20 protein-coding genes are annotated in these 23852 nt (G+C 59.7%); 13 read left to right on the top strand and 7 right to left on the bottom strand.

What is annotated here, in order from left to right; genetic code table 11:
* Nucleotides 1–46: 46 nt before the first annotated feature.
* Nucleotides 47–367 carry a hypothetical protein gene (locus BFN67_RS07240; RefSeq protein WP_139789071.1) on the bottom strand — a complete coding sequence of 107 codons (321 nt, stop codon included), beginning with the start codon at nucleotides 365–367 and terminating at the stop codon, nucleotides 47–49.
* 758 nt (nucleotides 368–1125) lie between these two features.
* On the opposite strand from BFN67_RS07240, the gene BFN67_RS24300 reads away from it, so the two are divergent.
* Nucleotides 1126–1284: a hypothetical protein gene (locus BFN67_RS24300; protein ID WP_158083484.1), complete on the top strand. Its 159-nt coding sequence runs from the start codon at nucleotides 1126–1128 to the stop codon at nucleotides 1282–1284.
* Nucleotides 1285–1720: 436 nt separating this feature from the next.
* Here BFN67_RS24300 and BFN67_RS07235 read toward each other — a convergent pair whose 3' ends face one another.
* Nucleotides 1721–2035: a hypothetical protein gene (locus BFN67_RS07235; protein WP_139789070.1), complete on the bottom strand. Its 315-nt coding sequence runs from the start codon at nucleotides 2033–2035 to the stop codon at nucleotides 1721–1723.
* Between BFN67_RS07235 and BFN67_RS24630 the strand changes: the two genes are divergently transcribed.
* The 10 genes from BFN67_RS24630 to BFN67_RS07185 all read left to right on the top strand — a co-directional run bounded on the left by BFN67_RS24630 (nucleotide 1985) and on the right by BFN67_RS07185 (nucleotide 12263).
* Nucleotides 1985–2395 (top strand): hypothetical protein, encoded by a 411-nt coding sequence (locus tag BFN67_RS24630; RefSeq protein WP_139789069.1) that lies wholly within the window; start codon nucleotides 1985–1987, stop codon nucleotides 2393–2395. The two genes, BFN67_RS07235 and BFN67_RS24630, sit on opposite strands and share 51 nt — an antisense overlap.
* Before the next feature lie 687 nt (nucleotides 2396–3082).
* Nucleotides 3083–3982 (top strand): LysR family transcriptional regulator, encoded by a 900-nt coding sequence (locus BFN67_RS07225; protein WP_080918966.1) that lies wholly within the window; start codon nucleotides 3083–3085, stop codon nucleotides 3980–3982.
* 148 nt (nucleotides 3983–4130) lie between these two features.
* Nucleotides 4131–4610 (top strand): formate dehydrogenase subunit gamma, encoded by a 480-nt coding sequence (locus BFN67_RS07220; protein ID WP_080918965.1) that lies wholly within the window; start codon nucleotides 4131–4133, stop codon nucleotides 4608–4610.
* Nucleotides 4607–6163, top strand: coding sequence for a formate dehydrogenase beta subunit (locus BFN67_RS07215; RefSeq protein ID WP_080918964.1), 1557 nt, complete (start codon nucleotides 4607–4609; stop codon nucleotides 6161–6163). Before BFN67_RS07220 ends, BFN67_RS07215 begins: the two co-directional genes overlap by 4 nt.
* Nucleotides 6164–6174: 11 nt before the next feature.
* Complete coding sequence (fdhF, locus tag BFN67_RS07210; protein ID WP_080918963.1) at nucleotides 6175–9081, top strand: formate dehydrogenase subunit alpha; 2907 nt, start codon at nucleotides 6175–6177, stop codon at nucleotides 9079–9081.
* A gap of 8 nt (nucleotides 9082–9089) precedes the next feature.
* Nucleotides 9090–9917, top strand: a complete 828-nt coding sequence (fdhD, locus tag BFN67_RS07205; protein ID WP_080918962.1) for a formate dehydrogenase accessory sulfurtransferase FdhD — start codon at nucleotides 9090–9092, stop codon at nucleotides 9915–9917.
* Nucleotides 9907–10143 carry a formate dehydrogenase subunit delta gene (locus BFN67_RS07200; protein ID WP_080918961.1) on the top strand — a complete coding sequence of 79 codons (237 nt, stop codon included), beginning with the start codon at nucleotides 9907–9909 and terminating at the stop codon, nucleotides 10141–10143. Before fdhD ends, BFN67_RS07200 begins: the two co-directional genes overlap by 11 nt.
* A gap of 323 nt (nucleotides 10144–10466) precedes the next feature.
* Nucleotides 10467–11252: a DUF899 domain-containing protein gene (locus tag BFN67_RS07195; RefSeq protein WP_080918960.1), complete on the top strand. Its 786-nt coding sequence runs from the start codon at nucleotides 10467–10469 to the stop codon at nucleotides 11250–11252.
* A 174-nt stretch (nucleotides 11253–11426) separates the two neighbouring features.
* Entirely contained in the window at nucleotides 11427–11711 is a 285-nt protein-coding gene (locus tag BFN67_RS07190) for a hypothetical protein (protein ID WP_080919057.1), read from the top strand.
* A gap of 165 nt (nucleotides 11712–11876) precedes the next feature.
* Entirely contained in the window at nucleotides 11877–12263 is a 387-nt protein-coding gene (locus tag BFN67_RS07185; RefSeq protein WP_425349755.1) for a DoxX family protein, read from the top strand.
* A 35-nt stretch (nucleotides 12264–12298) separates the two neighbouring features.
* Here BFN67_RS07185 and BFN67_RS07180 read toward each other — a convergent pair whose 3' ends face one another.
* Together BFN67_RS07180 and BFN67_RS07175 are read right to left on the bottom strand one after the other, a co-directional pair.
* A complete protein-coding gene (locus tag BFN67_RS07180) occupies nucleotides 12299–12538 on the bottom strand; it encodes a DUF6074 family protein (protein WP_080918958.1) in 240 nt (79 codons plus the stop codon).
* 142 nt (nucleotides 12539–12680) lie between these two features.
* Nucleotides 12681–14045, bottom strand: a complete 1365-nt coding sequence (locus BFN67_RS07175) for an NAD(P)-binding domain-containing protein (protein WP_080918957.1) — start codon at nucleotides 14043–14045, stop codon at nucleotides 12681–12683.
* 153 nt (nucleotides 14046–14198) lie between these two features.
* On the opposite strand from BFN67_RS07175, the gene BFN67_RS07170 reads away from it, so the two are divergent.
* On the top strand, nucleotides 14199–15512 hold the full coding sequence (locus BFN67_RS07170; protein WP_080919056.1) for an ABC transporter substrate-binding protein: 1314 nt from the start codon (nucleotides 14199–14201) through the stop codon (nucleotides 15510–15512).
* Here the strand turns inward: BFN67_RS07170 and BFN67_RS07165 are convergent.
* Entirely contained in the window at nucleotides 15495–16220 is a 726-nt protein-coding gene (locus tag BFN67_RS07165) for a FadR/GntR family transcriptional regulator (protein WP_080918956.1), read from the bottom strand. The two genes, BFN67_RS07170 and BFN67_RS07165, sit on opposite strands and share 18 nt — an antisense overlap.
* Nucleotides 16221–16515: 295 nt before the next feature.
* Between BFN67_RS07165 and BFN67_RS07160 the strand changes: the two genes are divergently transcribed.
* A complete protein-coding gene (locus BFN67_RS07160) occupies nucleotides 16516–18882 on the top strand; it encodes a trimethylamine N-oxide demethylase (RefSeq protein WP_080918955.1) in 2367 nt (788 codons plus the stop codon).
* Nucleotides 18883–19034: 152 nt separating this feature from the next.
* Here the strand turns inward: BFN67_RS07160 and glyA are convergent, their stop codons facing one another.
* Nucleotides 19035–20339 carry a serine hydroxymethyltransferase gene (gene glyA, locus BFN67_RS07155; RefSeq protein WP_080918954.1) on the bottom strand — a complete coding sequence of 435 codons (1305 nt, stop codon included), beginning with the start codon at nucleotides 20337–20339 and terminating at the stop codon, nucleotides 19035–19037.
* A gap of 30 nt (nucleotides 20340–20369) precedes the next feature.
* Nucleotides 20370–23063: a phosphoenolpyruvate carboxylase gene (locus tag BFN67_RS07150; protein ID WP_080919055.1), complete on the bottom strand. Its 2694-nt coding sequence runs from the start codon at nucleotides 23061–23063 to the stop codon at nucleotides 20370–20372.
* Nucleotides 23064–23852: the final 789 nt, after the last annotated feature.

Raw genomic sequence — 23852 nt, 5'->3', positions numbered from 1 at the left:
CCCGATCAGGCTGTGCAACCCCGACCAGCTCCGCCTGATCGGGCGCTCACCGTCGTGCCCCAAACAGGGGTCCCTTTTGCGCGAAAATATGGGGTCCCGGTTCCACGGTCATTGACAATCCGTCATGGTCGATCTTCATTTTTTCGGTATTGCGATACTCGCCGCCCTTGAGTTTCGCCCAGTTGAGATAAGAGCCATCAGGCTTATATGGAATCACGGAAGGGTCGGGCTGCCTCACCGGCGGCTTCTTTAGCGCCTCTGAGCCAAGAGCGCGCCATTCGGCTGTGATCTCATGTGTCGGCCAGTGTTCAACCCGGCGCTCATCCACCTTTGAGAGCGGAACTGCCGCCGAGATCGCAAACAGCAACGCAATTCCGGCAGCGCAAACTGCCATATGTCGTGAAATCATTCCAACCCGCCCAAAGTCCAAGTGGCGGCAACCTATCGCCGATCACGCATCATGACAATTTGAAATATTGATGACGCAGCATAACTGCCGGCTTAACCCCAAACCATCCATGCGACGACAAGGACCGCCACGGTTCCAACGACATCAATCAGCATGCCGCGCTTACCCGGTCCCCAAGGGTCAAATTGATCGGTCATTGAACCATCCAATGAAGTAGCCCGACCGCAAGATCGGAGGCCGAGCGGTCGGGCTTCGGGTGCCCGGAAGGTGCTTGGGGCCTATGCCGGGCGGGCCGAGCATAGCCAAGCCGGCTGAATAGGCAACAGTATCACGGCTGTATCGGAATGCTGGTCATTTATGACCAGCAAGCTCTTTTGGGCTCGGGCAACGCAAAGCCATCCAGGCGATTACCAGACATAATACGATGCCAGGCCCCAAGGCAACAAGGCCCATAAAGAGAAGTTCTCCCGACGCGATCATTATGCCCGCTCCCGTTATTGCTGATGCCATTACACCGGAAGGATAGCAATCTCGGTACATGCGGCGATTGATCGGCTACCGCAGCATCGGCGCGAAATGTGCAACCAGCACAATCATGACTGAGCATGCAACAATAAGTGCCGAACCGAACGCGTAGACGTTAGTGTCCTTCAAAACCGCCTTCCCATAGGCTCGCCAATATAAAAACGCCGCTGACGGTGGTTGTCGAATCTCCCTTGAAAGGAAATCACACGACGAATGCACCTTCGGGCGCGGCGATCTCGCTTGCGCTGATCCAGAAGATCGTCGGCAAGATGATCAAGGCGCAGGGCGCGACTTTGAGCGACTGCGCCAAGATGGAACCCGAAAACCTGAGATGTCTGCAGGTCGCATAAAGCATCGGTCTATCCGAGGCTGCCAAGGCGGCTGAAGGCAGTGCAATATCTGCGCTGCGCCGAACCGGCACTGATGGGAGACTCATGTGATCGCGCATGCCGCCTCTACGCCAGCTTCCTCTTTTATATTTCCGTCTTTCCGCGAGGCGAACTAACTGGATTAGAAATTTGAAATATGGTTATATCCGCGCGCTAATCTGATGGATTAGCAAGCCCGGTCGCGTCCTGAGTGTCCAAGCTCCGCCTGTGACCGGGCTTTTCTTTATATGCAATTCTAACGCTCCCTTACCCGCGCTGTTATTTAAGGTTTTAATTATATTAGATAGAATTAATTTGAAATTTTATAAGCTTGGAGAGAATTATTCGCTTTACAGCGCGCTAGACTCTGACATGCTGTGCGATGCTAACACTCAACAAATAGGGAGCTTGGACAATGTCATTGTTCGGAAGTCTCACTGGCCTTCTTCATCTCGGCGGTAGCAATGATGATGGCGGTATTCTTGGTGGTATTCTCGGCGGAGAAGGTGGTGGAGTTGTAGGTGGCGTGCTCGGCGGTGAAGGCGGTGGTCTTCTCGGTGGCGTCCTCGGTGGAGAGGACGGCGGCGGTGTTGTTGGGGGTGTGATCGGCGGCGTCGCCGGTGGCATTCTTGGTGGCGAGGAAGGCGGCATTCTGGGCGGCGCCCTTGGAACTGTAAGCGGCGTGCTTGGTAACGTTCTCGGTGACGAAGACAACGGCCTTCTTGGCGGTCATGACGGCACTCTCATTGATACCGGTTCGATTCTTGGTGCAGCTGACGCCTCGGCCACTAACCCAATAATCGATCTCGATCTCATTTCGGAGCCACGTGCGGTTCATCAAAGTGGTTCCATTGATGTCGGCATTTTGCCTCAGATCGACGGACATAGCCTTTTGGATGCCGATCTTCTCAGCGGATCCTATGGCGCCAATAACCTACTCACTGCGGACCTTGGCCCTGACGGTTTCGGTCCGATCCTGACCGGAACAATCTTGGGCGGTGGCGACAACCCGCTCGATTTGCAGCTTCTCGGAACGCCAATCTCCGATCTGCTCGGGGGTGATGGCGGTCTACTTGGTGGACTGCACCTCTAACAAACTTTACGAATCGAACAGTCCCGCCGCTCAAAAGTGGTGGGACTGTTTCGTTGCGACACATGAGGCCAGTCTCATAATGTTGCTGTGGCGGTCGGCATGTCATTGAATGCCGGTTAGCATCACCCCTAGCCGCGATCAATTTGTGATCCGCATCAGGACTGACGAAATCGTTATTGCGGACGCGCTTTTCGTAATCGTCGCCTTATGTGCAACCCTAGGCAATCGGGCGTGACGCGGAACTCGCAAAGCTGAAGTTTCAACAGTCACCTGGAGCACCGCTCCATACGGGGAAAACCTCAACAGTTAAGTTTCCGGACGGTTAGAAGAGCAAGCCTGCGAAAGTGAAAAGTTGGCTTGCTCATGCTCATAACGCCATCTTCAGTTCAAAGTTCTCATCTTCACCATCTTGGGCGTACCAATCTCATTTAACTCATCTTCTCAATATCTTGTGGCGGTGTCCAACCTTTCGACGCGGTTGGACGATTTCTGTTTCATTTTGTAAATTTCTCCATACCAGTATCGGAAGATACCTGCGATTTTCTGCCTTGGCGCAGGCGCACGTTTTCACCGTCTCGCGGTACTGGTGCTCATCAAGGGCATTAAGCTCCTCGCGGATGAACTCGCAACTCGAGATGGCGACCGCTCGCGCCTAGCTCTACATTTCAGTATGCGATAAGCAGCGGCATGATCGACAAGCTGGAATTCTTCATTGCCCTGGCCAGGGAAGAGCATTTCGGCCATGCCGCAGAAACCTGCGGCGTGACGCAGCCGACGCTTTCGGCCGCCATCAAGCAGCTTGAGGATCAGCTCGGCGTCATGCTGGTCAAGCGCGGCTCGCGCTTCCAGGGACTGACGCCGGAGGGCAATCAGGTGCTGGCCTGGGCACGCCGCATCGTTGGCGATACGCACGCCATGCACGATGAAATGCGCGCCGCGCGTCATGGCCTGTCGGGGCGTATCCGCATCGCCACCATCCCCACGGCGCTGGCGATGATGCCGCGGCTGACCACTCCTTTTCGAGAAAAGCATCCCGGCGTGACCTTTTCGATCCTGTCGCGGACATCCATCGAGATCCTGTCGTTGCTCGGCAATTTCGAGATCGATGCAGGAATCACCTATCTCGACAACGAGCCGCTGGGCCGGGTGACGAGCGTGCCGCTCTACAGCGAACGCTATCAATTGATAACGGCGGTCGGAAATCCGTATTCGGGCCGCGAAACCGTAAGCTGGGCCGAGGTCAGCCGTATGCCGCTGTGCCTGCTGACGCCCGACATGCAGAACCGCCGCATCATCGACCAGCACCTGTCCGACTCTGGTGAACAGGTTCGCCCGACACTCGAATCCAATTCGATGATCTTGCTGTTCTCGCATATTCGGACCGGTAAATGGTCGTCCATCATGCCGCTTAACGTCGCGGAGACGCTGGGTTTCGCCGAGCCTATCCGCGCCATACCGATCGTCGAGCCAGATGCCAGCCACAGTGTCGGACTGGTCACCACCCCACGCGAGCCGAACACCCCGCTGGTGGCCGCTTTGGTCGATGAAGCGTTGTCTCTCTCCCGTACCCTGCGGGCCGAAAACTAGTTCCAAAAATTTCCTCGCATTCACTTTGTTTCACTGACAGTCGATAGAAATCTCCTATCGATTGACGAAACACTCATATTGATTCATGCAATTTTCTCTGTTTTTCGTGATCTTTAGCTACTGATGCTACGGTTATGGGAGGGAATGCATGAAAATGCAGCCATCAGGTATCGACATCGCAGCCCGAGCGGCATCGATCGTCAATGAGATGCGCGGAATGGAGGGGCCGTTACTGCCCATCCTGCATTCGATCCAGGAAGAATTCGGCCATGTGCCGCAGGAGGTGCTGCCGGTGATCGCCACCGGTCTAAACCTGTCGCGGGCCGATGTGCATGGCGTGGTCTCGTTTTATCACGACTTCCGCAAAGTGCCGGCCGGCCGGCATGTGCTGAAGCTCTGCCAGGCCGAATCATGCCAGGCCATGGGCTCTGATGCAGTTGCCGCTGCGCTCAAGCAGAAGCTGGGTATCGGTTTCCACGGAACCACGAAGGACGGGGCGGTTACCCTTGAGCCGGTCTATTGTCTTGGCCTGTGCGCCTGTTCGCCAGCCGCCATGCTGGATGGCGAGGTGATCGGTCGGCTCGATGAGGACAGCATCGAGGAGATCGTCCAGGAGGTGCGCATATGACCCCCCATATCTACATTCCCGGCGATTCCGGCGCGCTGGCGCTGGGTGCCGGGAAGGTCGCCAAGGCGATAGAGAAAGAACTCGCCGAGCGTGGTATTGAAGCCAAGATCGTGCGCAACGGCTCGCGCGGCGCCTATTTCCTTGAACCGATGGTGGAGGTCGCCTGCGATACGGGCCGCATCGCATATGGTCCGGTCAAGCCTTCCGACGTCAAGAGCCTGTTCGACAGTGGCTTCCTTTCCGGCGGCCACCACAAGTGCTGGCTGGGCAATCCGGACGAGATTCCGTTCCTGGCCAAGCAGACCCGGCTGACCTTCGCACGCTGCGGTATCACCGACCCGCTATCGCTCGATTCATACAAAAAGCATGGCGGCTTGCGCGGCCTCGAAAAGGCAGTGGCGGTGACGCCCGCTGAAATCGTGACGCAAGTGACCGAATCCGGCTTGCGCGGGCGTGGCGGCGCAGGCTTTCCCACCGGCATCAAATGGAAGACAGTGCTCGATACGGCGGCCGACCAGAAATACATCGTCTGCAATGCCGACGAGGGCGATTCCGGCACATTCGCCGACCGCATGATCATGGAAGGCGACCCCTTCGTACTGATCGAGGGCATGGCGATTGCCGGCATCGCGGTCGGGGCGACCAAGGGCTACATCTATATCCGCTCGGAATACCCGCATGCGGTCGCCGCCATGAGCAAGGCGATCGGCATCGCCCGCAAGAGAGGTGTGCTGGGCGCCACGGTTCTCGGTTCACCAAATGCCTTCGACATGGAAGTGCGCGTGGGCGCCGGCGCCTATGTCTGCGGCGAGGAAACCTCCTTGCTGGATTCGCTGGAAGGCAAGCGCGGTCAGGTGCGCGCCAAGCCGCCGCTGCCGGCGCACAAGGGGCTGTTCGGCAAGCCCACCGTCATCAACAATGTGATCTCGCTGGCCTCCGTTCCCATCGTCATGGACAAGGGCGCGGCCTACTACAAGAATTTCGGCATGGGCCGCTCGCGCGGCACGATCCCGATACAGATCGCCGGCAACGTCAAATATGGCGGCCTGTTCGAAACCGCCTTCGGCCTGACCTTGGGCGAGATCGTCGATGAGATCGGCGGCGGCACCGCCAACGGCCGGCCGGTCAAGGCGGTGCAGGTGGGCGGCCCGCTCGGCGCCTATTTCCCGCGCACTTTGTTCGACACGCCCTTCGACTACGAAGCCTTCGCCGCCAAGGACGGGTTGATCGGCCATGCCGGTCTGGTCGTTTTCGACGACAGTGCGGACATGCTGAAGCAGGCACGTTTCGCCATGGAGTTCTGCGGCATCGAAAGCTGCGGCAAGTGCACGCCATGCCGGGTCGGGGCCGTGCGCGGCGTCGAGACACTGGATCGGCTGGCGCTGAATATCGAGCCGGAAAAGCAGATCGCACTGGTCACCGACCTTTGCAACACGATGAAGTTCGGCTCGCTGTGCGCTCTGGGTGGATTCACGCCCTATCCGGTGATGAGCGCGCTCACCCACTTCCCCGAGGATTTCAAGCCGGCGCCCGTCGCCGAAGCTGCAGAATAGGGAGCACCATCATGGGTCTCATTACCGAAATCGATTATGGAACGCCTGAATCCAAAACCGGGAAGCAGGTCACGCTGACGGTGGACGGCAAGACCGTGACCGTGCCGGAGGGCACCTCGATCATGCGTGCTGCGATGGAAGGCGGCGTCGAGATTCCGAAACTCTGCGCCACCGACATGCTGGACTCCTTTGGCTCTTGCCGCGTCTGCCTGGTCGAGATCGAGGGCCGCAACGGCACGCCCGCTTCCTGCACGACGCAGGTCGGCGAAGGCATGGTGGTGCATACTGTCAGCGAACGGCTCGACACCATCCGCCGCGGCGTCATGGAACTCTACGTCTCCGATCATCCGACGGGCTGGGGTGAAAATGCCGGCACCGGCGCCAGCGAGTTCGACCGAATGGCCGAAAAGATCGGACTAAGCGAAAACCGCTTTGGCGTCGAAGGCCGCAACCACGTTGTCGCCGAGGATGCGGCAGCGGGTGGAGGCGTTGCGCCTGGCGAAGGTGCCCTCACCATCGACTACATGGTGAAGGACGAAAGCAACCCCTATTTCACCTACGACCCATCGCAGTGCATCGTGTGCTCGCGCTGCGTGCGCGCCTGCGCCGATGTGCAGGGTACCTTCGCGCTCACCATTGAGGGCCGTGGCTTCGAAAGCCGCATGGTTGCCTCGATGAACGAGGATTTCGTCGATTCCGAATGCGTGTCCTGCGGCGCCTGCGTGCAGGCCTGCCCGACCGACGCCCTGCGCGAAAAAGCCGTGCTGGAAAAGGGCATGCCCGAACGCTCGGTTGTCACAACCTGTGCCTATTGCGGTGTCGGTTGCAACTTCAAGGCCGAGGTGAAGGGCGATGAAGTCATCCGCATGATGCCCTACAAGGACGGCAAGTCGAACCACGGCCATTCCTGTGTGAAGGGCCGCTTCGCCTACGGCTACGCCACCCATAGCGACCGCATTCTTTCGCCCATGCTGCGCGAGAAGATCACCGATCCGTGGCGCGAAGTCACATGGGAAGAGGCGCTCGCCCATACCGCCAAGGAATTCCGCCGCATCCAGCATCAATATGGGCGCGGCTCGATCGGCGGCATTACATCCTCGCGCTGCACCGATGAGGAAACCTATCTGGTGCAGAAGCTGGTACGCCAGGGTTTCGGCAACAACAATGTCGATACCTGCGCGCGCGTCTGCCATTCGCCGACCGGCTATGGCCTCAACACCACGCTGGGCACCTCTGCCGGCACGCAGGATTTCGACTCGGTTGAAGAGACGGACGTGATGCTGCTGATCGGCGCCAACCCGACCGACGCGCATCCGGTGTTTGCCTCGCGCATGAAGAAGCGGCTGCGCGAAGGCGCCAGGATCATCGTCATCGATCCGCGCCGCACCGATCTTGTCAGGAGTCCGCATATCGAGGCGGCCTATCACCTGCCGATCAAGCCGGGCACCAATGTCGCCATCCTGACCGGTCTCGCGCATGTCATCGTCACCGAAAAGCTCTATGACGAAGCCTATATCCGCAGCTACTGCGAGTGGGACGCATTCGAGGACTGGGCGGAATTCGTTTCCGACCCGCGCTACAGCCCCGAGGAAACTGCAAAAGTCTGCGGCGTGGATGCCGAAACGATCCGGCAGGCGGCGCGCCTCTATGCCGCCGGCGGCAACGGCGCGATCTTTTACGGCCTCGGCGTCACCGAACACAGCCAGGGCTCGACCGCCGTCATGGGTCTTGCCAATCTCGCCATGGCGACCGGCAATATTGGCCGCAATGGCGTCGGCGTGAATCCGCTGCGTGGGCAGAACAATGTGCAGGGTTCCTGCGACATGGGTTCCTTCCCGCACGAATTCCCCGGCTATCGCCATGTCGCCACGGATTCGGTGCGCAAGATCTATGAAGACCTGTGGGGGGTGGCTCTCGACAAGGAGCCGGGTCTGCGCATTCCCAACATGCTCGACGCGGCCGTGGACGGTACGTTCAGGGGCATCTACATCCAGGGCGAGGATATTCTGCAATCCGACCCGGACACCACCCATGTCGCGGCCGGGCTCGCGGCGATGGAATGCGTGGTCGTGCACGACCTTTTCCTCAACGAGACGGCGCGCTACGCGCATGTTTTTCTGCCAGGCTCGACCTTCCTGGAAAAGGACGGCACCTTCATCAATGCCGAGCGACGCATCAATCTCGTGCACAAGGTGATCGAGCCGAAGGCGCGCTATGCCGATTGGGAGGCGACGCAGGAACTTGCCCGGGCGCTCGGGCTGGACTGGAACTACACGCATCCGTCCGAGATCATGGACGAGATCGCGGCGACGACCCCGACCTTCTCCGGCGTGACTTTCGATCTCCTCGAGCGCGAAGGTTCGGTGCAATGGCCCTGCAACGAAAAGGCGCCGCTCGGCACGCCGGTGATGCATATCAACGGCATTGTGCGCGGCAAGGGCAATTTCGTACGCACCGAATATGTCGCGACCGACGAGAAGGTTGGGCCACGCTTCCCGCTGCTTTTGACGACCGGCCGCATTCTCAGCCAATATAATGTCGGCGCCCAGACGCGGCGCACCGGCAATGTCGCCTGGCATGCGGAGGATATGCTGGAGATCCATCCGCACGATGCGGAGGATCGCGGCATCCGCAACGGCGATTGGGTGCGGTTGTCGAGCCGATCCAACGAAACCACGCTGCGGGCGCTGGTTACCGATCGCGTTGCGCCGGGTGTCGTCTATACGACCTTCCACCATCCCGAGACACAGGCCAACGTCGTTACCACCGACTACACAGACTGGGCGACCTCGTGCCCCGAATTCAAGGTTACGGCCGTGCAGATTGCGCCGTCCAACGGGCCAAGCGAATGGCAGCGCGAATATGATGAACTGACCGCCATGAGCCGGCGTATCGCACGGGTTGAGGCGGCAGAGTAGGCCGCTTCATGAATACCCGTCCGGCTACGGTTTCCACTCCCCGGCTTGCGCACCGCATCCAAGGCGTCACGATCGCCGATCGGATGGTGCCGGAAGAAATTCCGGTCGCCTTCAGCTTCGCCGGCGCCACGCATGCGGTGATGATGGCTTCGCCCGCCGATTTGGAGGATTTCGCGCTTGGCTTCTGCCTGACCGAAGGCATCGTGTCGTCGGCGCAGGAGATCGAGCGCGTCGATGTGGAGCCGCTCGACCCTGGCGTGGATGTGCGGGTCCACCTCAGAGATGCCGCCAACAGGCGCTTTACGGCGCGACGGCGCCGATTGGCCGGGCCTGTAGGCTGCGGCTTGTGCGGCATTGAATCCATTGAGGAAGCGATGCGGGCCGTTACTCCTGTCGGTCCTTCGCCGCTGACGCTCGACGCCAGCGATATTGTGCGCTCGGTCAGGCTGCTTTCCAAAGTGCAGCCCTTGCATGCCGAGACCGGCGCCGTGCACGCGGCGGGCTTTTACATTCCCGGCAAGGGTATCGTTGCGGTGCGCGAGGATGTCGGGCGCCACAATGCGCTGGACAAGCTGGCGGGTGCACTGGCCAGGGCCGGCATTGACGGAACCTCGGGGGCGGTGGTCATCACCTCGAGGGTCTCGGTCGAAATGGTGCAAAAGGCCGCCGCAATCGGCGCCCCCTTCCTCATCGCCCTATCGGCGCCGACCGCACTTGCCATCCGCACGGCACAAGCAGCGGGCATGACGCTGGCGGCGCTGGTGCGCGGCGAGGAATTCGACATTTTCACCCATCCCGACCGTTTGAAAGTTGGAGGAGCAAAACATGTCGCCTGACAAACTTATCTACCAGGCCAACCAGATCGCCACCTTCTTCAAGTCAAAGCCGCACGCCGAAGGCGTGACCGGCGTTGCCGACCACATCAACAAGTTCTGGGAGCCTCGCATTCGCCGGCAGTTTTTCGCGATGATCGAAGGCGGTAACGAGGGCTTCGACCCACTGGTGGTGGAAGCTGCGGCAAATGTCAGGCGCCCGTCTCCGGAAGAAAAGCCGGCTGCCTAGAGATTGATGGGAAGCAATCCGAGAGAATCGTTCTCCTTCTTCGCCCTGGCATCCTGTGTTGCCAACGGCCTGTTGCTGCTGAATTTACAAGCCCCGGCTAGTTAATGAGTTTCGGCTGATGCTTAGAGCGCGAACCCGGATGAGCGAACTTATGCCAAGGTCCGGTGCGCTCCGGCTTTTTTGCTGAACCGAAACCCGTCACAATTGTAACTCTCCCCGTTCCGACATCAGCGCTAAGTTTCTTTCGCGACCAATTACGATGGCAAACGTGAATGATCGTTTGCCGCCAGGCGCGGCAATTCGTGCGAATGAGGAGGTAAGCCATGACACGACCAGCCGATACCGGAGCGAAAGAAGAGCTGCACGCAATGAACACGCCGCCAATCGTTTCGCCACAAGAATGGGACGCCGCGCGCGAGCGGCTTCTCGTCAAGGAGAAGGCTCAGATGCGCGCTCACGACGCGCTGGCCGCCGAGCGGCGACGGATGCCATGGATGGCGGTGAGGAAGGACTATACGTTTGAGGGACCGCAAGGCCGGGTGAGTTTGCTCGACCTGTTCGAGGGCCGCCGGCAACTGATCATCTATCGTGCATTTTTTGAGCCTGGCGTGCATGGCTGGCCGGAACATGCCTGCATCGGCTGTTCGCTGGGAGCCGACCAGGTTTCCAATCTTGTGCATCTGAATGCCCGTGACACCACGCTGGCCTACGCGTCACGCGCACCGCAGGCGGACATCCGACGTCTGCAGGAAAGGATGGGGTGGGACAATATTCCCTGGTACACCATCACTGATAGTTTCGATGCGGATTTCGGGGTGGATGAATGGCATGGCCACAATGCGTTCATTCGCGACGGCGAACGCATATACCGCACTTATTTCATCAATTGGCGTGGCGACGAGGCGATGGGCACTGTCTGGAGCTACCTCGATATGACAGCGCTCGGGCGTCAAGAGGTGTGGGAGGACTCACCCGAAGGTTATCCTCAAAGCCGCCCATACAAATGGTGGAACTGGAACGAAAGTTATGTCCCCAACGCGGCGCCGGACCCGAAGTGGGTCGAGGTATCGGATGCTGGAGAGGCTGCTTTTCGGAAAGGCGAAGATTAGTCAAGCAAGTTGCGAGATTGCTTTAAAGATGGCCGCGACAACCTGCGTAATTCGGTACGAGGGTTGACCACTGACGGAGGCTCAGACACTCTGACGGCGACGGGAAGGGGCATCATTAGAAGATTGGCGGCGCGGCTGATCGTGTGGGCCGCCTCGCAAAAAAGGACCTCTCAAGTGTCCAAGAATCTGAAAACGACAATCGTCGGGGTCATCATTGCGGTGGTCGTCGGCCTGGCCGTGAATTATGGTCTTATCAGCCGGCAGACGGGCGACGAGATTAAAGCCAGAACTGATGAGGTCTTGACCAACGAAGCAGCGCAACCTGCCCCAGACGAGCCTCTTCCCCAGGAATCTCCGGAAGAAACCAGGCAAGCGCCCGGACAAGACGCCGAACCGGCACCTGAACAACCTGTTCCTGACACCAGTCAGAATCCAGCCGAGACACTGCCGGCAAACTAGACATGCGCGCCTCTGCCGATGACATGATGCGCGGATCGAGCCGGCGGCGGCATGGCGGACACGCTGATGATAGCGAAAGTCGAGGCAGAGCACCACGGTGCCGTATCTGAGTTGCCAAGAATGCACAGGTCAATAGATTGTCAGGGTAGACATTAGAGATTGGAGATCACGTTGTTGGACGAACACAGACCCAAAGCACTTTCGGTACTGCGTATTGTAGCGGCGCTTCTCTTTCTGGAGCATGGTACGCAAAAGCTGCTGGGTTTTCCGGACGGGGGCGGGGATATTGTGAGTCTGGCTTCGCTCAGCGGCGTAGCAGGGCTTCTAGAACTGGTCGGCGGCGTTTTGCTGGTTCTCGGCTTCAAAACCCGCATCGTGGCCTTCATCTTGTCTGGTGAAATGGCGTTTGCTTATTGGATGGCACATGCGCCGCGCAGCTTTTTCCCGGTCCTGAACGGCGGGGATGCTGCAATTCTGTTCTGCTTTGTGTTTCTCTATCTCGTTTTTTCTGGGCCCGGTCCCTGGAGTCTGGACCGGCTAAGGGAGAAATGATGGAACCGAGCGGGGCGGAAATTGGCCCGCGAATTCTATGCTTGGCGTCTGGCCCTCTCCCACATTTCTGTCTGGATCGCGTTCTGAAGGTCGAGAATCTCGGATCGGATCGCGATATCCGCCAATCCGGACGCGCGCATTTCCGCGACGATGCCCGCAATGCGCTTGCGCCAGAAGACGTTGGCCGCAGCCCCATGAATGATTTCCAGATCGTCCGCGATGGAGCGAATAAGCGCGGTACGGCAATGCAGCGGGAAGGGAATCAGATCGGCCATGCCGAGAGAATTTGATGACCGTGGTTTATAATTGGTAAAGACAACACCGCCGGTCTGGAATGCATGCAAACCCCGTCTTGCGACGGGGGTTTGCACAGACCCATGAGGGGCAACAGCGTTTTTCCTGATCCGGGTTGCCAGCCTACTCAGCGGCCGCGACTGTAACGCGCAGGTAAGATTCCATCGAATCGTCGAGAGCGTCCTTCCATGGGGTATGATGCAGTGGCGCCATCGTCCCGGTGATGACCGACTTGTAGGCGTGGTTGCGGAACTCCATGATGCCCTGCTTCTTGTGCTTCTTCCATTCGAAGAAAGCCTCATTGGCGCCGTCTACGTCGAAGCTCGGATAGTCCGTTTCAGCAATCAGTTCCTTGACGTAGCTGCCCTGGTACTCGATCGCGTCGTGATCGTCTTCTCCCGCATCCTCGCGCGCAACGCGATCCTCGACGTCAGCCAGCAGAACCTTTTTGTCTTCGGGGACTTGAATTCGGCCGAGAATCACGTCGCGCGCCCACCAGGCCTGAGCGTCGAACATGTTGAAGGTGAACCACTGGTCCTGCATCCCGATGTAGAACAGGGCCGGATTGTGGACATAGGCCACGCCCTTGTAGAGATCGGCGGTCGCCAGCCGGTTGGCCGTTTTTAGACGCAAATCATCCGGCAGGAAGGGGAAGTGGTGCTTGTAGCCGGTGCACAGGATAATGGCGTCGATCTTCTTGGTCGAGCCGTCCTTGAAGGTGGCGGTGTTGCCATCTACCTTTTGCAGCAACGGTTTTTCTTCCCAATTGTCCGGCCATTTGAAGCCCATGGGCGCCGTACGATAAGAGTTGGTGATGGACTTGGCGCCGTATTTCCAGCACTGCGAACCGATGTCCTCGGCGGAATAGCTGGTGCCGATCAGCAAAACGTCCTTGCCGACGAATTCGCGGGCGTCGCGGAAGTCATGGGCATGCAGGATGCGGCCATTGAAGCCCGAAAAGCCGGGGAATTCGGGAACGTTCGGCGTGGAGAAGTGGCCCGAGGCGACGATCACATGGTCGAATTCCTCGGAATAGCAGTGATCTTTCGGTAAATCCTGCACAGTAACTGTGAATTTCCTGCGCTCCGCATCCCATGTAACGAGGCGCACAGCGGTTTCGAAGCGAATCCATTTGCGCACGCCGGCCTTGTTGACGCGGCCTTCGATATAATCGAATAGCACTGCGCGCGGCGGATAAGAGGCGATCTGTCGGCCGAAATGTTCCTCAAAGGAATAATCGGCGAATTCCAGACCTTCCTTCGGGCCGTTGGACCACAGGTAGCGATACATCGAACCGTGAACCGGTTCGCCGTACTGGTCGAGGCCCGTGCGCCAGGTGTAGTTCCAAAGACCGCCCCAATTGGCCTGCTTTTCGAAGCAGACGATTTCGGGGATTTCGGCGCCTTTGGCGGCAGCCGATTGAAATGCCCTGAGTTGTGCAAGGCCAGAAGGCCCGGCGCCGATGACGGCCACTCGCTTAGCTGACATAGTCTCCTCCTGGTGGTATAGACCAAAATTGATTGATTGGTACCTCTGGTCCAGAGTACGGTGCCTTTTATTATACCAATCTGTCAACAATTTTCCTGTAGGGAAGGGAAATTTCATACTGAAGTGGGGGATTTTCGGGTATTGGTGATCCGCATGCAGAACTCCAGCTTTGCCCATCAACTCGCAATTTCCAGTGTGCTGCCCCGGTTGTCCGTCGGCATGCCAAACGCGGTGAATATCGGATTTTTGGCTCCGCTCAGCGGTCAGGCGGAGTCATGGGGGCTGCCCGGATTGCATGGCTGCCGGATATGGGAAGACTGGCTGAACAAGACCGGAGGGCTGTTGATCAACGGACGGCGCTATCCGATCAAGATTGTGGAGTATGATTGCGACTACGATGCCGGGCGGGCTGCGAAGGGTGCACGTCATCTGGTGGAACAGCATGACGTCAAGTTGCTGATGATGCTGGGCGGAGATACGGTTACGCAATTGCGGGACTATCTGACCGATCGCAAAGTCCTGACCTCTACCCTGCTGCCCAGCGACTTGTCGCCGGACACGCCCTACCTGATTGCCCCAAGTGAACTGCACCCGATCTACAACGTGACAGGGGTGGACTGGCTCGCGCAAGCCAGCCCGGAACTTAAGACCGTCGCGATCTGCAGCCAGTCCGACGCGCTTGGTCTTCCCTCGCTTGCGACGTATCGCGCAGCCTTCAAAGCCGCCGAGATCGAGATAGCCAAGGAAATCCGGTATGATCCCGGCACCACCGATGCCGCTGCAATCGTCCAGCCCATGCTGGATTCGAACGCTGACATTTTATGCTGGTGCACCAGCTATACGCCAATGGTGCATGCCTTGACCGAATATGCTCACGCACGGGGCTTCAAGGGGCAGATCGTGTCCTGCACGCTGGACTATTACGACCGGCTCGTCGCCCGTACATCGATCGAATTCATGGAGGGATTTCTCTTTCAGTTTCCGGATTTCGATGATGAAAAGCTGACGGGCAAGACGTTTTTCTTCAACCGGCCAAAAGGCTTCTTTGACGAGTATAACCGCCGTTTTCCCGGCACCTGGACGGCGGTAAGCTGGGAATATGCGGCTATTCTGGACATCTGGCATGCAGCAGTCGAGAAGTCCAACAGCGTGAATCCTCTATCTGTCTTGGCGGCGATGAAGCAACTCGGGCATGTTACCCACGCCTTTGGCCCTGCGCATTGGTGGGGCGAGAGCATGTTCGGCATCGACAACGCGCTGGTCGGAGACTGGCCGGTGGTGACGCTGAAAAACGGCAAGGCGAGGATTGCGGCTTTCGGATCGATTCCCCGCTGGCTGAAACGCCATGGAGACCTGCTCAAACAGGAAATGGCGGATATGGGGCAGCTTTGGGACCAGCGGCTGCGGGCCAACGAGAACGGAACCGCCCTGCGAGCACGAACGCCGGAGTCAGTTCTGCAGGAATAGCTTCTGTTCTTCGATCAGATGCAGTTTGATGAATTCGACAGCCCGCTCCACATCGCGTGAGGCGATGGCGTTGAACAGCGCATTGTAGCGTTGCTGGTATTCAAGGATCCGCTTCGGAGAAAGGTGCCGGCGAAGCAGCGTGCTGCGAAAGCTTGCGCGGCAGGCTTCAATTGTCAGATTGTAGCAGGATGCCAGCAGCGGATTGTGCGTTCCCTCGGCGATCTTGCGATAGATTTCCTCTTCACATTTTACGAAAGCCGTGACGTCAGTATGCACGCCTTCGATCTTCGACATGAGTTGTTCCAACTCCCACACTTCGCGCGGGGTCATGTTGATGACGGCGAGGCGGATCATTTCGGGTTCGAGGATACCGCGCACGACGAGGTGGTCCAAAGGACTGGTTTCCAGGGCGACCGAACTGTCATCCCGCTCCGCTCCATCTTCGGAGCGGTATGTGACGAAACTGCCGCTGCCAGGCCGTCGCGTGATGACGTTGCGGGCTTCGAGAACATCGAGCGCTTCACGCACGGTGTTACGGGCTACTCCCATCTCCGAGGCCAAGGCCCGTTCTGACGGAAGTCGCGCGTTGATCGGATATTCCTCCGATCTGATTTTCGCGAACAAGCGGTCCAAAACCGCCTGAACCGTCGCACCCACCGAGTAGCTGGCGATGAGTTGAGATGTAAATTGGTCGCCTTCGGTTTTCATTCTACGACCTTGCGTTGCTCTTTAGCCCAATGGCTGCAAGTGAGATGAATCTTATCGCAGCATAGCCGGGATTTGAAATCTTCATCGACTCTCATCCGCTTACATGGCAGAGCCGACCGGAGCAATTGCCTGTTTTGATCAAGAGACGTGTCGAAATCCTTGAACGCCCGCTTCGAGGTGAATTGTCGCCGTTGCCACGCCGCTGCCATCAAAGGAAGTCTTGCCATGATCAACAAATTGAGTATTCTCTGAAATCAAATATTTTTACACACAGGCAAATTCAGACGAGGTGGTGATGACACTCGCAAACTACCCCGCCGTAACCTCCGGCCCGCCCAAACCCAGCCTGATCCTACAGCCGGGACTGCTTCTGCCCGGCACGGAACGCTATCACGTTCCAGGCAGTGGCGCGATGCTGATCGAGATCGAGGCCGGTGACAAGATCACCGTGCGTAATGCCGAAGGCGGCCAGCCTTGCGAATTGCTTGCCTTTGACAAGGATGGACGTTCCGATCCCGCTATCGTCGGTGCGCCTGGCAATAGCAATGCCGCAGGTTTCAAGGCGCTGTTGCTTTCTGGCGAGGAGAGCCTTGGCGGATTGCGTGCCGGCATGGAGCGCCGCAAGCTTCAACTCGGCAGTGCCCTAGCGACGCGCTTTTTCGATCACAATACCCCGGCCGGCCAGCAGGAAAGCTTCACCGCAACGCGCGACGGCGCACTTGTGGTGGCGGCGCCCGGCGGTCCGATGGCAATCGATGCGCATGACACCACGACGCCGCTGGTTGTCATGGTGCAGCGTGCCCGCATCCGGCCGCGTGGCGAAGCAGCAAAGCTGCCTGACCCGCTCGCCGACCCGGTTCTAGACCTGCGTGTCAAATCGGCGACAGCGGAAGCCTATTTCGTCAAGGCCGGAGATTATATCCAGATCATCGATGTGGATGGCCGCCAGTGCACCGACTTTCAGTGCTTTTCAGCGCGCAAGCTCGACAAGGGCAGGGATCTTGCGCTGGACGTGACGGCGACGCGGTCGGTGATGGGACATGCCTATCCGATGCCCGGCCTGCACGCAAAATATTTCGATCAGGATTTCGAACCTCTGGTCGAGGTGGTGCAGGATACCTGTGGGCGCCATGACGCATTCGCACTCGCCTGCTTTGCCAAATATTATGACGATATCGGTTATCCGGGCCATGCCAACTGCTCGACCAATTTCAACGGTGCGCTTTCCTCCTATGGCGTGACCCCTCGTGCCGGCTGGATGGCTGCGAATTTCTTCTTCAATACCGGCATCGATGCTCACGGGGTGATGTTCTCCGATGAGCCATGGTCGCGGCCGGGCGACTACGTGCTGTTGCGCGCGCTGACCGATCTGGTCTGCGTGTCCTCGGCTTGCCCGGACGACACGACGCCGGCCAATGGCTGGAATCTCACCGACATCCATGTGCGCACCTATTCCGGCCAGCACAAGTTTTCGCGAGCAATCGCCCGAAGAGTGACTCCAGATGCCGAGCCCAAGATGACCCGTGAAACCGCTTTCCATTCGAGCTTTTCCAAGCACACCCGCAACTTCGTCGAGTACAAGGGCTACTGGCTGGCCAATTGTTTTTCGAAGGAAGGGCCGATCGAGGAATATTGGGCCTGCCGCCAGAAGGCGGTGGTCATGGACCTGTCGGCGCTGCGCAAGTTCGAGGTGACCGGCCCCGACTCTGAAGCGCTGATGCAGTACACGTTGACGCGCGATGTCAAGAAGCTGGGTGTCGGCCAGGTGGTTTACACCGCGATGTGCTACGAACATGGTGGCATGATCGACGACGGAACGCTTCTGCGGCTCGGCAAGGACAATTTCCGCTGGATCTGCGGCGACGATTATTCTGGTGAGTGGCTGCGCGAGCAGGCCGACAAACTCGGCCTGAAGGTTCTGGTGCGTTCTTCTACCGACCAGATGCACAACATCGCCGTGCAGGGGCCGAACAGCCGCGATATCCTCAAGCAGGTGGTGTGGACGCCGCCGCATCAGCCCTCGCTCGAAGAACTGGAATGGTTCCGCTTCACCATCGGCCGTATTGGCGACGCACAGGGTGTGCCGATCGTGGTATCGCGCACCGGCTATACCGGCGAACTCGGCTATGAAGTTTGGTGCCATCCGCGCGACGCTGAAAAAGTGTTCGACGCGGTGTGGGAAGCCGGCCAGCCACTCGGTCTCAAACCGATGGGACTCGAGGCGCTCGATATGCTGCGTATCGAATCCGGCCTGATTTTCGCCGGCTATGATTTTTCCGACCAGACCGACCCGTTTGAGGCCGGTATCGGGTTCACCGTGCCGCTCAAGACCAAGACCGATGATTTCATCGGACGCGAGGCGCTGATCCGCCGCAAGGAGCATCCGGTGCGCAAGATGGTTGGCCTCGACATTGACGCCAATATTGCCGTCGGCCATGGCGATTGCGTGCATGTCGGGCGCGCCCAGATCGGCGAGGTCACATCGTCCATGCGCTCACCAATCCTGAAGAAAAATATCGCGCTGGCCCGTCTCGACGTTGCCCATGCCGCCGTCGGCACGGAGGTCGAGATCGGCAAGCTTGACGGCCAGCAGAAGCGCCTGCCGGCAACCGTCGTTGCCTTCGCGCATTACGATCCCAAGAAGGAGCGCCCGCGCTCGTAACCAGTACGGTAACGCGCCACTTACTTATTGCCCCGCCCTCCAAGCGCGGGGTTTTTGTTTTTGAAAGCGCAGGCACCTGGCTGGCAAAGAAGAAGGCCGCCGATCGCTCGGCGGCCTCCCTCATAATCGCGCCGGTCAGGGAGCCGGCACGATTATTCGTAGATGGGGAAACGGGCGAGGAGCGAGGCGACTTCCTCGCGCACCGCCGCCTCGACCTTGGCGTTCTTGTCTTCACCGTTGGCGGCCAGCCCGTCGATGACATGCATCGTCAGGCGGCCGACCTGGCGGAATTCCTCGGTGGAGAAGCCGCGCGTCGTGCAGGCGGGCGTGCCGAGCCGGATGCCCGAAGTGACCATCGGCCCCTGTGGGTCGAAGGGAATGCCGTTCTTGTTGCAGGTGATGTGGGCGCGGCCAAGCACCGCCTCCACCAGCTTGCCGGTCAGGCCCTTGCGGCGCAGATCGACCAGCATGACATGGGTGTCGGTGCCGCCCGAGACGATATCGACTCCGCCCTCCGCCAGAGTCTCCGCCAGTACCTTGGCATTGTCTACGACATTGCGGGCATAGACCTTGAACTCAGACGACAGCGCCTCGCCGAAGGCCACCGCCTTGGCGGCGATGACATGCATCAGCGGTCCGCCCTGCAGGCCGGGGAAGACGGCCGAATTGATCTTCTTGCCGATCTCCTCGTCATTCGACAACACCATGCCGCCGCGCGGTCCGCGCAGCGTCTTGTGCGTGGTCGTCGTGACCACATGGGCATGGTCGAGCGGGTTGGGATGCACGCCGCCGGCCACCAGCCCGGCGAAATGTGCCATATCGACGAAGAGCTTTGCGTCGACCTCGTCGGCAATGCCGCGGAACGCCTGGAAATCGATGACGCGCGGATAGGCCGAGCCGCCGGCGAGGATCACCTTCGGCCGATGCTTCCTTGCCAGGTCGCGCACCTCGTCGAGATCGATGCGGTGGCTCTCGGGGTTGACGCCATAGGAGACCACATTGAACCATTTGCCGGACTGGTTGACCGGTGCGCCGTGGGTCAGGTGCCCGCCAGCGGCAAGGTTCAGCCCAAGGAAGGTGTCGCCCGGCTGCATCAGCGCCATGAACACCGCCTGATTGGCCTGGCTGCCGGAATTGGGCTGCACATTGGCGTAGGTGCAGTTGAACAGCGATTTCGCGCGGTCGCGGGCCAGATCCTCGACCTCGTCCACATATTGGCAGCCGCCATAATAGCGGCGGCCGGGATAGCCTTCGGCATATTTGTTGGTCAGCACCGAGCCCTGCGCTTCCAGCACCGCCTTGGAGACGATGTTTTCGGAGGCGATCAGTTCGATCTCGTCGCGCTGGCGGCCGAGTTCACGGCCGATTGCGGCGCTGATCGCCGGATCGACCTCAGCCAGAGCGGACCGGAAGAATGGCCTTGTGCCGCTGATGTTCGGGTTTGCGGGTATGTTCATGCTCGTTCTCCCTTTTTGCGCAGCGCGCCCTTATCCAGTCCAACCCAGACCGGCCGAAATGCAGTTGATGGAAAGCAGAAGCGCGTTGACCGCCCGCTTCGGCTTCTCGGTCGTTTCATCCTGCGCGCGCACCTCCTGCAGCAGCCGCACCTGCAGGCGATGGATGGAATCCATTTGCGGCCGCATGCGGTCGAACTGACGCTTGAAGGTCGGGAAGCGCTCTGAGATCTTCAGCCCGCCATTGACCTCGGAAATCATGCGGCGTGTCAGCGCGTATTCGTTGGCGATCTTGGTGAAGATGCGCTCGCTGGTTTCCTTGTCGTTCACCAGACCGGCATAGAGGCGGGCAATGTCCATGTCCGACTGGTAGAGGCCCTTGTCCACCTCATCGACGACGAGCCGGAAGAAGCGCGACCGCTCGAACATGTTGCGTAAAAGCTCCAGCCCGGCCTCGCCGCGCACGTTGACGAAGGCGTTGAGGGCGCTGCCGATGCCGTACCAGTTGGTCATCAGGTGTCGGTTCTGTGTCCATGCGAAGACCCACGGAATGGCGCGCAGATCGTGAATATCGCGGGCGGCGCCGAAGCGGCGCGCCGGGCGCGAGCCGATCTTGAGCAGCGACAGTTCCTCGACCGGGCTCGCCTGATGGAAATAGTCGATGAAGCCGCGTTCGTTGATGAGGCTCGAATAGGCCGCCTGCGACATGCCGGTCAGCGCCTCGAGTGCTTCGCTGAACTCCGGATTGTCCTTCAGTTCCGCCTCGTCGGGTGACTTGACGCTGTGTGCGAGCACGGCGGCGGCGAGAATTTCAAGCTGATAGAGACCGGTGCCGCGATTGGCGAATTTGGACGACACGACCTCGCCCTGCTCGGTCACGCGCATCACGCCGCCAATGGTGCCGGCGGGCTGGGCGGCGATGGCGCGCCCGGTCGGCGCGCCGCCGCGGCTTACCGAGCCGCCACGGCCATGGAAGAAGCTGATATGGACATGGCGCTTCTCGCCGAGCGCGGTGATCTTGCGCTGCGCCTTGTTCAGTTCCCAGTTCGAGGCGAGGAAGCCGCCGTCCTTGTTGGAATCGGAATAGCCGAGCATGACTTCCTGCCGGCTGCCGAAATCGCGCACCGAACGGCGCACGATGGAAACGGAGAACAGCCGGTCGAGAATGGCGGGCGCGGCCCGCAGATCGGCGATCGTCTCGAACAGTGGCACGACGCGAAGCCGGATCGAGCCGCTGCCGTCGAGCGCGGTGGCAAGGCCGCAATATTGCGCCAGCAGATAGACGGCCAGCAGATCATCGACGGAGCGTGTCATGGACAGGATGCAGGCCGCGATGGCTTCCGAGCCGGGCTCGCGCGTGGCGTCGCGCACCACGTCGAGGAGGGAAAGCAGTTCTCGGGCTTCGTCGGACAGGTCCTCGCGGCCAAATTCGATCTGTTCGCCGCTGTCGAGGCCCTTGCGGATACGCTCGCCCCACTGCTTTGTGTCGGGCTCGGTGCCGGCGCCGTCGATACGGGCAAACAGTTCCGCCAATACCCGGTTGACGACCGTTGAATTCTGGCGGATGTCGAGCGCGACGGTGCGGAAGCCGAAGGTCTCGACCTGCTGGCGCAACGGCCGCACGAAGCGCCCGGCCACCGTTTCGCCGCCAATGATGCCAAGCACGCTTTCCAGTTCGCGCAGATCGGCGCAGAAGGCGTCGGCGCGCGTATAGGGACGCGCCTTGCCCTGGCCGTTCATGGCTTCCAGGCGTTCCAGCATGACCGCCGCGAACTGGCGCAGCGGCTCGTCGGGATTGCGTGTCACCACCTGGGTGGCAATGCCGGTGCGGTGCAGCGCCCGCGTCAATGCCCGCATGAAGGTTTCGGGAATATCGACGACATTGGCGCTGATGCTCAGCACGGTGATCATCCGCCGGAGCTGGCCGATATACCAGTCGATGGCGGTCTGGCGGCACTGCGCCAGCGCGTAGTCGGTGGTGTCGGAGGTGACGTTCGGGTTGCCGTCGCGGTCGCCGCCGATCCAGGACGCGTAACGCATGAAGGAGGGCACGACGATCTTGTCGTTGGGATAGTGATGGGTGAGCGCGTCCTGCAGGGTTTCATAGAGCTTGGGCGTCGCATCGAAGATGACTTCGCGGAAGAAATGCAGGCCCCAGGCGATCTCGCGCTCGACGGAAGGCCGCTCCAGCCGCAATTCGCCGGTCATCCACAAAAGCTCGATCTCGGTCCTCAGATCCTCGATCAGATGCTCGCGCTCGCGCGGCGCCCAGCGCACCTGCTCCAGTTCCGTCAGCTTGCGATAGATGCGGCGGTGGTTTTCCAGCACGGTGACGCGCTTGGCCTCGGTGGGGTGGGCGGTCATGGTCGGCCCGACGCTCAATCCCGCCAGAGTGGCGCGCAGGCGCTCGGCCGGGTAGCCGGCGGCAGCGATCTCATGCACGACATTGGCAAAGGAGCCGACCACCTCCTCGGCGCCGCTTGCCTGTTCCAGTTCGCGCCGCGAGCGCATCGCCCCCAGTTCGTTGGCGATGGCAACGAGCTGGAACCAGATGCCGGTGGCCTGCAAGGCGGGAATGCGTTGCTCGGCATCCAGCGAATCGAGGCTGGTCTTGCCGTTCAGCACGTCGGCGACATGCGGCTCGCGACTGCTGACCACCGAAACCAGCAATCGGTGCAGGAGAATGCGAACGTCCTCGCGAAAGCGCAGTGGCTTGCTCTGTTCCATGGCTGTTCCTCCGATTCCGGTGCCGCCTGACGGGTGACGTCCATTGATGGTGTCGCCCTCGGTGGTGCCCATCGAACATCACACCGCTTTTTGCGACGCAGCGAAACGCCCTTACGGGTAAGAATCCCGTTCGAACGGGTGGGATGGCGGAGGGGCGGACGGGTGGTCAAAAGGACAATCGCGCGCCACCCATCCGGGCGAGAGGGCTGCGATCTTTCCACCAAACGCCTTCGTTGCCACGCTGCCTTTCGGCCCTGTTTGTCTTTTGCCCCGCCCTTAAGCTCGCTCGCTGTCGCTCGTCGCTGGCGGGGTCCCCGTATGGCCAGAGACCTGGTTGATGCCGCACTTCACCGTTGCCACGCCCGGCAAATGCCGTCTGGCTCTTTCAAAGAACGGACCTTTCGGGTCTGAAAGGTCGGGAAGCGGGCGCGGGGCCGTACCTCCTAAGTTCAATTATATGGCACGGTTGTCCGCGCCCGCCGGCGTTTCTACCCTTGCCTTTCCCGGCCCATCGCCCATTTGCGGGCGCGAGCAACGNCAGGTCCGGTTCGGGCCGGGCGGTTCCGTTCACTGTTACGGATAACACACCCGGCGCCACACTTGCCTGGATGCTCGAGTGTGCACACCCGTTCCCGCTGGCAAGCTGCTGAGGGGATTATGCGGGAAGGATGGCGGGTGTGGATAAACAGGTGAGAAAGAAACCGCCATTAATCGGACAAGCATCTGTCCGGTAACGGGTTTATTTTCATCGGCTACGGCAGGCGATAAATTTCCATCCACGCGAACTGG

It is taken from the genome of Manganibacter manganicus, assembly GCF_002075885.1.
In the GTDB taxonomy this organism is placed as follows: domain Bacteria; phylum Pseudomonadota; class Alphaproteobacteria; order Rhizobiales; family Rhizobiaceae; genus Mesorhizobium; species Mesorhizobium manganicum.
The sequence above is the reverse complement of the archived record's forward strand: the minus strand, read 5'-3'. Positions and strand labels throughout refer to the sequence as shown.